The 16,086-nt window shown below is 74.2% G+C and carries 1 protein-coding gene; it reads right to left on the reverse strand.

Annotated features, from left to right (window positions below):
* On the reverse strand, window positions 1-16,086 hold a 16,086-nt coding region (locus GA0070213_RS31935; protein WP_217628683.1), incomplete at both ends, for a type I polyketide synthase.

Genomic DNA, 16,086 nt, shown 5'->3' on the forward strand with positions numbered 1-16,086 from the left:
GATAACCCGACAGGTCCAAACTGATCGGCACCACGTGCGGCAACGGCAGACGCACCGCCTCGTCGAACAACGCCACACCCAACGCCGACGACAACACCCCACCGATACGCGCCACCGCACGCTCATCCAAATGCGACGTCATCTCCGACAACGCCGCCCACAACCCCCACCCCACCGACAACCCCGGCAAACCCTGCGCCCGCCGAGCCGCCACCAGACCATCCAGGAACGCGTTCGCCGACGCATAACCCGCCTGACCCGCCGTACCGAACGTCGCCGACGCCGACGAAAACATCACGAACCACGCCAGATCCCGGTTCCGCGTCAACTCATCCAGATGAGCCGCCGCGACGGCCTTCCCGGCCCACACCGACGCGATCCGCTCCGCCGACAGGCCCTCAAACGCACCGTCATCCAACACACCCGCCAGATGCACCACACCCGACAGATCCTCGATCCCGTCCAGCACCCCAGCCAACGCCGCCCGATCCGCCACATCCGCCGCGACCACCCGCACCTCGGCGCCGGCCTCCTCCAGCCGACCCACCAGGTCCCCCGCACCCGGCGCATCCGGACCACGACGCGACACCAACACCAGATCTCGCACCCCGTGCACATTGACGAGATGCTCCGCGAACAAGCCGCCGAGAACGCCGGTACCACCGGTCAACAACACCGTCCCCGACGGCGCCGACGGAATCGTCAACACGATCTTGCCCACATGCCGGCCCTGCGACATGAACCGGAACGCCTCCGCCGCGTCCCGCACGTCCCACACCCGGAACGGCAGCAGCGACACCTCGCCGCGGTCGACCATCGCGAGGACCTCGCCTTGGATTCCGGCGGTGCGTTCCCAGCCCTCGGTGGCGAGGTCGAACGTCAGGTAGCGCACGCCACGCTCGGCGAGTTCGGCGGGGTCGCGGTAGTCGGCCTTGCCCATCTCCACGAACCGACCGCCGTCGCCGAGCATCCGCAACGACGCGTCGATGAACTCACCCGCCAGCGAGTTCAACACCACGTCCACCGGGCCGAACGCCGCCTCGAACCCGGTGTCCCGCGACGACGCGATGTGCGCGTCGTCCAGGCCCAGGCTCCGCAGCACGTCCCACTTGCCGGGCGACGCGGTCGCGAACACCTCGACACCCCAGGCCAGCGCCAGCTGGACGGCGGCCATGCCGACGCCACTGGCGCCGGCGTGCACCAGCAGCCGCTCGCCCGCCCGCAGGTCCGCCACGTCCCGCAGGCCGTGGAACGCGGTCACGAACGCCGTCGACACGGACGCCGCCTGCGCGAACGTCCACCGCGTCGGCATCGGCGAGACGAGCCGCCGGTCGGTCACCGCCACCGGGCCGAAGGCGCCCACGTAGGAGCCGAAGACGCGGTCGCCGGGCTTCAGGTCGGTGACGTCCGGGGCCACCTCGAGGACGACGCCGGCGCCCTCGGAGCCCATGATGCTCGTCGCGGTGTGCACGCCGAGCGCGACCAGGACGTCGCGGAAGTTGACGCCGGCGGCGCGCATCGACACCCGCACCTGACCGGCGGCCAACGGGGCCAGCGCGTCGTCGGCCGGCACCAGCGCCAGGCAGTCCAGTGACGACCCGCCGACCATGTCGAGGCGCCACGCCGGAACCTCCGGCACCACCAACGACGACGACGGCAACGCCCGCACCAGACGCGGCACGAACACCGCCGACCCGCGCACCGCCACCTGCGGCTCACCCAGACCGGCCAGCCCGCGCAGGAACCCGTCCTCGTCGCCCCCGTCGCTGTCGACGAGCACGATCCGGCCCGGATTCTCCGACTGCGCCGACCGCAACAATCCCCACACCCCAGCCGCGTACGGGTCGACTGCCGCGCCGCCGACCGGCACCGCAGCGTTGACCACCACAACCAGGACGCCATCGATCGTCGACGCGAGCCACCCCTGAACCCGCTCCAACACCACTGCGAGGTCCGGCGCGTCCACCCGCCACACCTCGGCCGGCACGTCCACGGCGACCGCGTCACGCAGCGGCGACCAGTCGACCCGCAGCAGCGCCTCCCGGGTGCCGGCGCCGGTGGGCAACCCGCCCGCGCCCAGCGCCCGGAAGTCCAGTCGCTCGACCGTCGCGACCGGCGCGCCGGCCGGGTCGGTCACGGTGACGCTGACGGCGTCCGGGCCGGCGGCGCTGATCCGTACCCGCAGCGCGGTCGCGCCCACCGCGGACAGCTGGACGCCGGTCCAGGCGAAGGGCAGCGCGAGGCCGTCCGCCGTGATGAAGTCGCCCAGCCCGACGGCCTGCAACGCGGCGTCGAGCAGCGCCGGGTGCAGGCCGTAGCCGGCGCCCTCGGCGGCGATGTCGGCGGGCAGCTCGACCTCGGCGTACACGTCGTCGCCGACCCGCCAGGCCCGGTGGAGGCCGCGGAAGGCGGTGCCGTAGCCGTAACCGGCGGCGGTCGCGGCCTGGTAGAACGCCGGCACGTCCAGGACCGTGCCGTCGGCCGGCGGCCAGGCGCCGAGACCGGACGGGGCGGCCGGTCCGGTCGGCTCCAGCATGCCCGAGGCGTGCCGCGTCCAGGACCCGTCGGCGTCGTGCTCGGGTCGGGCGTAGATGTGCAGGGCGCGTCGTCCGTGCTCGTCGGCCTCGGCCACCCGGACCTGGAGCTGGGCCGCGCCGCCGTCGAGGACGAGCGGCGCCGCCACGGTCAGCTCACCGATCCGGCGGTCGCCGGTGCGCTGGGCGGCCTGCAGGGCGAGTTCCAGGAAGGCGGTGCCGGGCAGGACCACCCGGCCGGCCACCCGGTGGTCGGCGAGCCAGCCCGGCGAGGCGGGCGCGACCCGGCCGGACAGCAGCACGCCGTCGGTGTCGGCGAGCACCGTGGTGGCGCCGAGCAGCGGGTGGGTCAGCCCGGACAGGCCGATCGCCGCCGCGTCCGTGGCGCCGACGGCCGGCGCCGGCCAGTAGCGGCGCCGCTGGAAGGCGTACGTCGGCAGGTCACGCACCGTGCCGGCACCGGTCACCGCCGACCAGTCGACGTGACCGCCCAGGGCCCAGAGGTCGCCGGCCGAGCGCAGCATCCGCGCCAGCCCGCCCTCGTCGCGGCGCAGCGAACCGGTCACCAGGCCGCCGCGCTCCCCCACGCCGGCGACCAGCACCGGGTGCGGGCTGGCCTCGACGAACAGCCGGTGCCCGGCCTCGATCAGCCCGGAGACGACCTGGTCGAAGCGCACCGGGCGGCGCAGGTTCTCGAACCAGTACGCCGCGTCCAGCTCCGCCGCGTCGACGAGCCCGCCGGTCACCGTGGAGTGGAACGGCACCGTACCCGCCCGCGGGGTCAACCCGTCGAACGCGGCCAGCAGCTCCGCGCGCAGGCCGTCGACCTGGGCGCTGTGCGAGGCGTAGTCGACCGGGACCTGCCGGCACCACACGCCCCGCTCCGCGCACCGCGCCAGCACCGCCTCGATGCCGGCGACGTCGCCGGAGAGCACCACCGACGCCGGGCCGTTGACCGCCGCCAGCGACATGCCGGGCAGTTCGTCCAGCAACTCGGCGGCGGCGTCGGCGCCCATCGCGACCGCGATCATCCCGCCGGTGCCGGCGATCGCCCGCAGGGCGCGTGACCGGACGGCCACCACCATCGCCGCGTCGGCGAGCGACAGGATGCCGGCGACCGCCGCCGCCGCGATCTCGCCCTGCGAGTGGCCGACCACACCGGCGATCTCCACGCCGAGCGACTGCCAGACGGCGGCCAGCGACACCATCACCGCCCACAGCACCGGCTGCACGACGTCGACCCGCGACATCCAGCCGTCGTCCGTCGACCGCAGCACGTCGAGCAGCGACCAGTCGACGTACCCGTCGAGCGCCGCCGCACACTCGGCGATCCGGGCGGCGAACACCGGCGACTCGTCCAGCAGCGCCGCGGCCATCCCGAGCCACTGGGCGCCCTGCCCGGGGAAGACCAGCACGACACGGCCGTCGGCATCCGTCACCGGCTCGCCGGGTCGGATCGCGGTCAGGGCGGCGAGCAGGTCGTCCCGGGTGGACCCGACGGCGACGGCCCGGTGCTCCAGCACGGCCCGGCTGGAGCGCAGCGCGCCGGCCACGGCGGTCACGTCGAGGTCGGGCCGGGCGGCCACGAACTCGGCGAGGCGGCGGGCCTGCCCGGTCAGCGCCTCGGCGGAACGCGCCGACAGCAGCCACGGCACCGCCGGCCCGGACGGGAGCGCCACCGGCGCGACGGCCGGGGCTGCCGGGGCTGCCGGGGGCTCCGCCAGGATCACGTGCGCGTTCGTGCCGCTCATCCCGAACGACGACACCCCGGCCCGCCGGGTCCGGTCTCCGCCGGTCCAGTGCCGGGCCTCGGTCAGCAGCCGTACCGCGCCCGACGACCAGTCGACCTTCGTCGACGGCTGGTCGACGTGCAGCGTCGCCGGCAACGTGTGGTGCCGCATCGCCAGCACCATCTTGATGACCCCGGCGACACCGGAGGCGGCCTGGGTGTGACCGATGTTCGACTTGACCGAGCCGAGCCACAGCGGCTCGTCGCGGTCCTGGCCGTAGGTGGCCAGCAACGCCTGGGCCTCGATCGGATCGCCCAGCTTCGTACCGGTGCCGTGCGCCTCGACGACGCTCACCTCGGCCGGGCTCAGCCCGGCGTTCGCCAGCGCCTGCCGGATCACCCGCTGCTGCGCCGGCCCGTTCGGCGCGGTCAGGCCGTTCGACGCGCCGTCCTGGTTGATCGCGGAACCGGCGACCACGGCGAGGATCTCGTGCCCGTTGCGGCGGGCGTCGGACAGCCGCTCCAGCAGCAGGACGCCCGCGCCCTCACCCCAACCGGTGCCGTCCGCGCCCTCGGCGAACGCCTTGCAGCGGCCGTCGGGCGCCATCCCGCCCTGACGGGAGAACTCGGTGAAGATGCCGGGAGTCGAGACGACCGCCACCCCGCCGGTCACGGCGAGGTCGCACTCGCCGGCCCGCAGGGCCTGCGCGGCCAGGTGCAACGCGACGAGCGACGACGAACAGGCGGTGTCGACGGTGACGGCCGGGCCTTCCAGCCCGAAGACGTACGACAGCCGCCCGGAGACGACGCTCGCCGAGGTGCCGGTGGCCAGGTAGCCGTCGTGGCCGGTGCCGGCGGCCAGTACGCCCGAGTAGTCCTGGGTGTTCGAGCCCACGAACACCCCGGTCGACGTGCCCGCCAGCGAGGTCGGCGGGATGCCCGCCTTCTCGAACAGCTCCCAGGTGGTCTCCAGCAGCAGCCGTTGCTGCGGGTCCATCGCCAGCGCCTCCCGGGCCGACACCCCGAACAGCCCGGCGTCGAACTCGGCCGCCCCGTCCAGGAAGCCGCCCACGGTGGTGTCCGAGCCGCCCGCCGCGAGCCCGTCGAGGTCCCAGCCCCGGTCCCCGGGGAACGGCGTCAGCACGTCCTCGGCACCCTCGACCACCGCCCACAGCGCCTCGGTGGAGTCCACCCCGCCCGGGTAGCGGCAGGCCATGCTGACGATCACCACCGGGTCGCCGCTCACCGCGGCGGCCGTGGTCGTCGCGACAGTGGTCGGCGCTTCGGCGAGGCGCTCCAGCAGCATCCGGACGATCGCGGTCGGGCTGGGGTGGTCGAAGGCGAGGCTGGCCGGCAGCGCGAGCCCGGTCAGCGCCTGCAACCGGTCGCGCAGCTCGACCGCGGTGAGCGAGTCGATGCCGAGGTCCTTGAACGCCCGGCCCGGCGGCACCCGGTCCACGTCGGCGTACCCGAGCACCTCGGCCACCGTGCGGCGCACCTGCGCGAGGACCGTGCGGGAGCGTTCGGCCGCCGGCATCGCGGCGACCTCGTCCGCCCACCGGCTGGTGGCCGGGACCGCCGGTGGCTCGGTGGCGAGCACGTGCCGGAGCAGCGGGCTGGGCCGGGAGGCGGTGAACGCCGGCCCGAACCGGGCCCAGTCGACGTCGGCGACGGTCAGGCAGCCGGTGTCGGCGTCGACCGCCTCGGCCAGCGCCCGGATCGCCAGCGCCGGCGGCATCGGGCGCAGACCGCGCCGGCGCAGGTAGTCCTCGGCGCCCTCCTCCGCGACGAGCATCCCGGCCTCGGCCCAGGGGCCCCAGGCGATCGCCGTACCCGCCTTGCCGGCGGCCCGGCGCGCCTGCACCAGCGCGTCGAGGAACGCGTTGCCCGCCGAGTAGGCGGCCTGGTTTCCGCTGCCCCACACGCCGGAGATCGACGAGAACACCACGAACAGGTCGAGATCCTCGGTCAAGGCGTCCAGGTTCACCGCTCCGGCGACCTTGCCGCGGACGATCTCCGCGAACTCCTCCGGGGTGGACCCGGTCAGCAGGCCCACACCCGAGACGCCTGCGGCGTGCACCACGCCGGACAGGTCCGGGATGCCGGCCAGCAAATCCGCCACCCGGGCACGGTCGGAGACGTCACACGCCACCACGTCCACCCGCGCCGGCGACAACTCCGCCACCAGCTCCGCCGCGCCCGGCGCGTCCATGCCCCGCCGCGACGTCAACACCAGCCGCGACACCCCACGACCGACGAGCCAACGCGCCACCTGCGCGCCGAGTGCCCCGGTGCCACCGGTGACGAGAATCGTGCCTTCCCACGTACGGGGTGCGGCCGGCGTGCTCGGGGCGGCCGGGCGCAGCCGGCGGACGTACACCCCGTCGCCGCGCACCGCGACCTGGTCCTCGGCACCGCCGAGCATCGCGGCCAGGCGGCGGCGTGCCTGCTCGTCCGGTTCGGCGGGTACGTCGATCAGACCGCCCCACCGCTGCGGCAGTTCCAGGGCGGCGACCCGGCCGGCGCCCCACAGCATCGACGCGGTGAGGTGGGTGGGGGGGTCGGACCGGCCCACCGACACCGCCCCGCTGGTGACCCACCACAGGGGGGCGTCGTGCGGGACGCGCACCATGGCCAGGAGTTCACGCTCGGTGGCGGGCAGCAGCGACACCACTCCGGCGACGTCCTGGCCGAGGCCGGCGAGATCCGTGTCGCCTACCGGCAGCTCGACGTAGTCCAGGCCGGTGCCGCCGACCATCGCCTCGGCCATGCCCGGGCGAGGCACCAGCACGACCCACCGGCCGGCGGCCGGCGTGGGTGGCGCGACGGCCGGCTCCCAGGCGACGTCGTACCGCCAGGAGGCTGTCGCGCCGCTCGCCACCCGGTCGCGCCGCCAGGCGGCGAGCGCGGCGCCGAGCGAGGCCGGGACGTCGGTGTGCAGCAGGTCGGGTAGCTTCTCGTCCTCGACGGCCCGCCAGAACGCCGCCTCGACCGGGTCCGCCGTGTGCGGGGAACGCCAGTACCGGTCCCGCTGGAAGGCGTACGTGGGCAGGTCGACGCGGGGCGCGGCGGGCAGGACCGCGGTCCAGTCGACGGGCACGCCGATGGTCCACAGCCTCGCGACGGCGTGCAGGAGGCTGTCGGTCTCGTCGCGGTCCTTGCGCAGTGCGGGGACGGAGGTGAGGTCCGGCGTGGCGGTCGCGGACAGCACGCCGGCCGGGCCGACCTCCAGGCAGCGGGTCACGCCGTTCGCGGCGAGCCAGGTCATGCCGTCGTGGAAGCGCACCGCCTCGCGCACGTGGCGCACCCAGTAGTCGGCGGTGAACTCCTCGACCGGCTCGCCGGTCAGGTTCGACACCACGGCGATGCGCGGCTTCTGGAAGTCGATGTGCGCGATCGCGGCCGCGAACTCGTTGAGCATCGGCTCCATCAACGCCGAGTGGAACGCGTGCGAGACAGTGAGCCGGGTGGCCTTGGTGAACCGCGGCGCCAGCTCCTCGACGGCGTCGGCCGGGCCGGAGAGGACCACCGACGTCGGCCCGTTGACGGCGGCGATGTCGACGCCCGTGCCGGCGATGATCTCCCGCACGGACTCCTCGGTCGCCTGCACGGCGAGCATCCCCCCGCCTGCGGGCAGCGCCTGCATCAGCCGACCCCGCGCCGCGACAAGCGTGACCGCGTCGTCCAGGTCGAGCACGCCCGCGACGTGCGCGGCGGCGATCTCCCCGATCGAGTGCCCGAGCAGGAAGTCCGGGGTCACACCCCACGACTCGAACAGGCGGAACAGCGCCACCTCGACCGCGAACAGACCGGCCTGCGTGTAGACCGTCCGGTGGATCGCGTCGGAGTCGACGGCCTGCCGCAGCGGCATGTCGAGGAGTTGGTCGAAGCGGGCGCCGATGGCGTCGAACGCCGCCGCGAACACCGGATACCGGGCGTACGAGCCGGCGCCCATCCCGACGCGCTGCGCGCCCTGACCGGTGAACAGGAACGCCAGACCGCCTTCGGACACCACGCCCGAGATCGCCGGTGCCCGGAGACCGGTGAGGAAGTCGTCACGCGCACCGGCCAGCACCACCGCACGGTGCTCCAACGCCGCCCGCCCGGTCGCCAGGGACCACGCCACCGTCGCCGGGTCCAGCTCCGGGTCGGCGGCCACGGCGTCGTGCAGCAGCCGCACCTGACCCGCCAACGCCTCCGCCGACCGCGCGGATACCAGCCACGGCACCGGCCCGTCGACCTGCGGCGCCTCGACCACCTCCGGCTGCTCGGCCGGCTCTTCCAGAATCACGTGGGCGTTGGTGCCGCTGATCCCGAACGCGGACACGGCGGCACGCCGGGAACCACCGTTCGCCTGCCACGGCCGGGCCGCGGTGAGCAGCTCGACCGCGCCGGCGGTCCAGTCCACGTGCGGGGACGGCTCGTCGACGTGCAACGTGGCCGGCAGTACACCGTGACGCATCGCCAGGATCATCTTGATGATCCCCGCGACACCCGCGGCGGCCTGCGTGTGGCCGATGTTCGACTTGATCGAACCCAACCACAACGGCTGCTCACGATCCTGCCCGTACGTGGCCAGCAACGCCTGGGCCTCGATCGGGTCACCCAGCCGGGTGCCGGTGCCGTGCGCCTCCACCACGTCCACGTCGCCGGTGCTCAGACCGGCGCTCGCCAGGGCCTGGCGGATCACCCGCTGCTGCGCCGGCCCGTTCGGCGCGGTCAGGCCGTTGGACGTGCCGTCGGAGTTGACCGCGGAACCGGCGACCCTTGCCAGAATCCGGTGTCCGTTGTGCACCGCGTCCGACAGCCGCTCGACCAGCAGCATCCCGACGCCTTCGGCCCATCCGGTGCCGTCGGCGGCACCGGCGAACGACTTGCACCTGCCGTCCGACGCGAGGCCGTCCTGGCGGGCGAACTCGGCGAACACGTCCGGCCCCGTGATCACGGTGACCCCACCGGCCAGGGCCAGATCGCATTCGCCACCACGCAGCGCCTGGGCCGCCAGGTGCAACGCCACCAGGGAGGACGAGCAGGCCGTGTCCACGGTCATCGCAGGGCCCTCGAACCCGAACGAGTACGACACCCGACCCGAGATCACACTGTTCGCCGTACCGGTCAGCACGTGACCGTCGGCGCCGTCAGCGGTGTAGCCCGAGTGCGACGCGCCGACGAACACACCCACGGGCCGGCCCCGCAGCGACCGCGGGTCCACCCCGGAGCGTTCCAGCGTCTCCCACGACACCTCCAGCAACATGCGTTGCTGCGGATCCATCGCGACGGCCTCACGCGGGGAGATCCCGAACAGGCCGGCGTCGAAGCCCGTCGCGGTGTCGACGAAACCACCCACCGCCGCGTAGCCGACGCCGTCGGGCACCGTCCACCCCCGGTCGGACGGGAACACCGACATGCCGTCGCTTCCACCGGCGACCAACCGCCACAGGTCCTCCGGCGATTCCACCCCGCCCGGATACCGGCACGCCATCCCCACGATCACGATGTCGTCGCCGGTCAGCGGCTGCGCCGCGGCGGCAGTCGGCGCACCGGTCCCGCCACCCAGTCCCAACGCGTCGAGGAGGTGGTCGGCGAGGAGCTGCGGCGTCGGGTGGTCGAACACCAGAGATGACCCCAGGTGCAGACCGGTCGCCGCGTTGATGCGGGTCTTCACCTCCACCGCGGTCACCGAGTCGATGCCCAGGTCCCGGAACGCGGTCTGCGGCTCCACCTGCCCCGCCCCGGCATACCCGAGCGCCTTCGCGGTCTGGGTACGCACCAGCGTCAGCAGTTGCCGGCGCCGCTCCGCCTCGGGCAGACCCGCCAGGCGCGCGGTCAACGCGTCACCATCGGTGACCGCCTCCGACGCGACGACGAGCTCACCGAACAGCGGCGCCGGCCGCTGGGCGGCGAACGTCGCCACGAACCGCGACCAGTCCACGTCGGCGACCGTCGTGGTCACGTCACCGGCGTCGACCGCGAGCGCCAGGGCCTGCATCGCCAGATCCGGATCCATCGCGGCCAGGCCGCGACGGGCCAGGTAGTCCTCCGCGCCGGCCGCGCCCGCCATCCCGCCCTCGGCCCACGGACCCCACGCGACAGCGGTGCCGGTCTTCCCCACCGCACGGCGAGACTCCACCAGCGCGTCCAACGCCGCGTTACCGGCGGCGTACGCAGCCTGACCACCACTGCCCCACACACCCGCGATCGACGAGAAGACGAGGAACAGGTCCAGATCGTGGTCTGCGGTCGCCTCGTGCAGATGCAGCGCACCAGACACCTTGCCCGACACCACCGACCCGAACGACTCCGCCGACGCCTCCAACAGACTTTCCACGCTGGACACACCCGCGGCGTGCACCACACCGGTCAGATCCCCGATACCGGCCACCACCGCACGCACCGCGTCCCGGTCGGCGACGTCGCACGCCACCACCGACACCTCGGCACCCGCAGCGCTCAACTCCGCCACCAGATCGGCGGCACCCGGCGCCCGGTCACCGCGACGCGACACCAGCACCACCCGGGCGGCCCCACGCCCGACCACCCAGCGCGCCGCCCGCGAACCCAACGCACCCGTCCCACCCGTGACCAACACGGTCCCGGACAAGGACAACGGAGTCGTCGGCCCGGCCGGGGCGGCGCGTCGCAGGCGGCGCGCGAAGACCCCGGAGGCGCGTACCGCGAGCTGGTCCTCGCCGTTCCCGGCGAGGAGCGCGGTGAACCGGCGGGCCTCCCGCTCGCCCAGGACCGCCGGAAGGTCGACCAGACCGCCCCACGTCTGCGGCAGCTCCAGCGCGGCGACGCGGCCCACGCCCCAGACCGTCGCGGCGGAGACGTCGGTCACCGACTCGGACCGGCCCACCGCGACCGCGCCCCGGGTCACCGCCCACACCCGGGCTTCGGTCCCGGCGTCCGCGACCGCCTGGAGCAGCACGGTCAACGACTGACCGGTGCTGCCGGCCCAGACGACGCCCCGGACGTCGGTGGCGACGGTCAGCACGCCGGCCAGCACGCCACGGTCGGCGGGCCCCTGCACCCGTACCACCTCGGCGCCCGCCGCGGTCAGCGCGGCGGCCACGTCGGTGGTGTCGGTCGGGTCGTCCGAGACCACGAGCCACGCCCCGGACAGCGTCGCCGGGCCGGGTTCGGCGATCGGCGTCCAGCCGATCCGGTACCGCCAGCCCTCCACCACGCCCTGCGCGCGCCGTCGGCGACGCCAGGCGGACAGCGACGGCAGCAGCCCGTCCAGGGCGGCCGCGCCGTCGGCGGCCAGGCCCAGTTCCGCGGCCAGCCCGTCCCGGTCGGCGCGCTCCACCGCCGACCAGAAGCCGCTGTCCTCGCCCCCGGCCACCGGCGCCGGCTCGGACGGGGTCAGCCAGTAGCGATCCCGCTGGAACGCGTACGTCGGCAGGTCCACCCGGGTGGGTGACCGCCAGCCGGTGACCGCCGGCCAGTCGATCGCGACCCCGGCCGCGAACAGGTCGGCCAGTGCCCGCAGGGCGGCCCGTTCCTCGTCCTGGTCCTTGCGGAGCACCGCCACGCCGACGCCGTCGCGCACCAGCCCGGTCAGCACGGCCGCCGGGCCGACCTCGACGAAGCGGCTGACGCCCTGCGCGGTCAGCCACCGCAGTCCGTCGTCGAAGCGCACCGCCTCGCGCACGTGGCGCACCCAGTGGTCGGCGGTGAACTCCTCGACCGGCGTACCGGTCAGGTTCGACACCACCGGAATGCGCGGCGGCAGGTAGGCGAGCCCGGCCGCCACCGACGCGAACGACGCCAGCATCGGCTCCATCAGCGACGAGTGGAACGCGTGCGACACGGAGAGCCGGGTCGTCTTCGCGAACCGGGGTGCCAGCTCCTCGATCGCCTCCACCGGGCCGGACACCACCACCGATGTGGGGCCGTTGACCGCCGCGACGTCCACGCCCGTGCCGGCGATGGTCTCCCGCACCGACTCCTCGGACGCCTGCACCGCGAGCATCGCCCCACCGGCCGGCAACGCCTGCATCAACCGGCCGCGCGCCGCCACCAATGTGACCGCGTCGTCCAGCGACATCACCCCCGCCACGTGCGCGGCGGCGATCTCCCCGATCGAGTGCCCCAGCAGGTAGTCCGGGGTGACACCCCAGGATTCGAGGAGCCGGTAGAGCGCCACCTCGACCGCGAACAACCCGGCCTGGGTGTGCACGGTCCGGTGGATCGCCTCGGACTCCAGGGCCTCCCGCAACCCGTCGAACCGGCCGACGATCGCGTCGAACACCTCCGCGAACACCGGGAACCGCGCCACCAGACCGGCACCCATCCCGACCCGCTGCGCACCCTGACCGGTGAACAGGAACGCGGTCCGGCCGAGCTGTTCGGTGCCGGGGAGCAGGCTGCCGTCGCGTACCGCGGCCAGGCCGTCGAGGAGTTCGGCGAGGTCGGCACCGACCACGACGGCCCGGTGCTTCAGGGCCCGACGACCGGTCGCCAGGGTGTGACCGACGGCGGCCAGGTCGAACGGCGGCGGCGCGGCCGCGGCGAAGTCGAGCAGCCGACCGGCCTGGGCCCGCGCCGCGTCGGCGGTGTGGCCGGTGACCACCCACGGCACCAGGCCCGGCGTCGGCTCCGGTACGGCGGCGGGCGCCGGTGGCGCCTGTTCGAGCACCACGTGCGCGTTCGTGCCGCTGATGCCGAACGAGGAGACCGCCGAGCGGCGGGCCCGGTCGGTCGTGGGCCAGGCGGCCGGCTCGTCGAGCAGGCGCAGCGCCCCGCTGCTCCAGTCGACGTGCGACGAGGGCTGCGTGGCGTGCAGGGTGCGCGGCAGCTCGCCGTGCCGCATCGCGAGCACCATCTTGATGACCCCGGCGACGCCGGCCGCCGCCTGGGTGTGGCCGATGTTCGACTTCACCGAGCCGAGCAGCAGCGGACGGTCCGGGTCCCGGTCCTGCCCGTACGTGGCGAGCAGCGCCTGCGCCTCGATCGGGTCGCCGAGCGCGGTGCCGGTGCCGTGCGCCTCGACCGCGTCCACGTCGGCGCCGCGGAGTCCGGCTCCGGCCAGCGCCCGGTCGATCACCCGTTGCTGGGAGGGCCCGTTGGGGGCGGTGAGGCCGTTGGAGGCGCCGTCCTGGTTGATCGCGGACCCGCGTACCAGAGCAAGGATCCGGTGGTTGTTCCGCTGTGCGTCGGAGAGCCGTTCGACGAGCAGCACGCCGGCGCCCTCGCCCCAGCCGGTGCCGTCGGCCTCGGCGGAGAACGCCTTGCACCGCCCGTCGGCGGCCAGTCCGCGCTGCCTGTTGAACTCGACGAAGATGTCCGGACCGGCCATCACCGTGACGCCGCCGGCCAACGCCATGTCGCACTCGCCCTGCCGCAGCGCCTGGACGGCCAGGTGCAGCGCCACGAGCGACGACGAGCAGGCGGTGTCGATGGTGACCGCGGGGCCTTCGAGGCCGAACGAGTAGGCGACCCGGCCGGATATGACGCTCGTCGCGATGCCGGTCAGGACGTGTCCCTCGGCCTCGGGCGGCAGGTCCGCGCCCTGGCCGTAGCGGGAGGCCGCCGCGCCGACGAAGACGCCGGTCTGGCTGCCGTGCAGCGTCGCCGGGTCGATGCCGGCGGATTCGACGGCTTCCCAGGAGGTCTCCAGCAGCACCCGCTGCTGCGGGTCCATGGCGAGCGCCTCGCGCGGTGAGATGCCGAACAGGCGCGCGTCGAAGTCGGCGGCGTGGTCGATGAAGCCGCCGACGCGGGTGTAGCCGTCGTGGTCGCCGGTCCAGCCCCGGTCGCCGGGGAACGTCGCGATGGCGTCGGTGCCGGCGGTCAGCAGGTCCCACAGGTCGGCCGGGTTCTCCACGCCGCCGGGGAAGCGGCAGCCCATGCCGACGATGGCGATCGGCTCGTCGGCGTCGAAGGTGGCGGCGGCGGCCGGCTTCGCCGCGTCGGTCGTGCCGGCGAGCTGCCGGCCGAGGTAGGTGGCGAGCACTGTCGGGTTCGGGTAGTCGAAGACGACGGTGGCGGGCAGCCGGATCCCGGCCGCCGCGTTGAGCCGGTTGCGCAGCTCGACCGAGGTGAGCGAGTCGAAGCCGAGGTCCTTGAAGGCGTGCCGGGGGTCGACGGCGTCGGCGCCGCTGTGGCCCAGGACCGCCGCGACCTGGTCGCAGACGAGCGTGACGAGGGTACGCTCGCGCTCCGCCTCGGGCAGCCCCAGGAGGCGGCGGGCCAGGCCGGAGCCGCCGCCGGTGTGCTGGGCGGCGCGTCGACCGGTGCCGCGCACCAGGGCGCGCAGCAGCGCGGGCACGGCGCCGGCGCGGCGGAACGCGGCGAGGTCGAGGGTGGCCGGGACGAGGTGCACGGCGGGCAGGTGCCGGGCCGCGTCGAACAGGGCGAGGCCCAGCTCGTCGGTGAGGGCGTCGCCGGCCCGGGTGACCCGGTCGGCGTCGGTGCCGGTGAGGCGGCCGCCCATGCCGGCGGCGTTGGCCCACAGACCCCACCCCAGCGACTGACCGACCAGACCGAGACCGCGACGGTACGAGACGAAGCCGTCCAGGAACGCGTTCGCCGCCGCGTACGCCGCCTGACCCGCCGACCCGAACACCGCCGAGATCGACGAGAACACGGTAAACATGGCCAGGTCCCGGTCGCGCGTCAGCTCGTGCAGGTGCACCACCGCGTCGACCTTGGGTGCCAGGACGGCGGCCACCCGTTCCGGTGTCAGGCTGGTGAACACGCCGTCGTCGAGCACACCGGCGCAGTGCACCACACCGGCGAGGTCGTCGATGCCGTCGATCACCGCGGCCAGCGCGGCCCGGTCGGTGACGTCGGCCGCGACCACCCGCACCCGGGCGTCCAGCTCCGGCGCCGGCCCACCGGACCGGCTCACCAGCACCAGGTCCCGCACCCCGTGCGCCTCGACCAGATGCGCGGCGAGCAGCGCACCCAGACCGCCGGTGCCGCCGGTGATCAGCACCGGCCCGTCCACCGGGCGGGGAACCAGCACCACGTTCTTCCCGACGTGCGCCCCACGACTCATCGCACCCAGCACCGCCGGCAGTTCCCGCGCATCCGCCACCGTCGGCGGTAGCAACCGCAGCGACCCGGACTCGAACAGGGCGACCAGCTCGGCCAGCATCACCGCCGTGCGATCCGCACCCGCCTCCGACAGGTCGAACGCCTTGTACCAGACACCAAGATCCCGCTCTACCTCAGCGGCGTCACGGATGTCCGCCTTACCCATCTCCACGAACCGGCCACCCGGGCGCAGCATGCCCAACGACGCGTCCACGAACTCACCGGCCAGCGAGTCCAACACCACATCCACACCGCCGAACACGTCGGCGAAGCACAGCTCCCGCGACGACGCGATGTGATCCGACGCGACGCCGAGATCCTCGACCGCCGCCCACTTCGCCGGCGACGCCGTCGCGAACACCTCCGCACCCCACAACCGCGCCAACTGCACCGCCGCCATACCCACACCACCGGCAGCGGCATGCACCAACACCCGCTCACCGGCCCGCAGACGTCCGAGGTCGTCCAGCCCGTACCAGGCCGTCAGGAACGCCATCGGCACCGCCGCCGCCTGCGCGAACGACCAACCCTGCGGCATCCGCGCGACCACCCGATGATCCGCCACCACCCGCGGCGCGAACCCACCGTGGAACAGCCCGAACACCCGATCACCCACCGCCAGGTCGGAAACGTCCGGGCCGACCTCGACCACCACACCCGCACCCTCGGAACCCATCACCGCATCCGGATCCGGATACACCCCCAGACCCAACAGCACGTCCCGGAAGTTCACCCCCACCGCGCGAACCGCGATCCGCACCTCACCCGCACCGAGCTCCA

Source organism: Micromonospora humi (assembly GCF_900090105.1).
Classification (GTDB): domain Bacteria; phylum Actinomycetota; class Actinomycetes; order Mycobacteriales; family Micromonosporaceae; genus Micromonospora; species Micromonospora humi.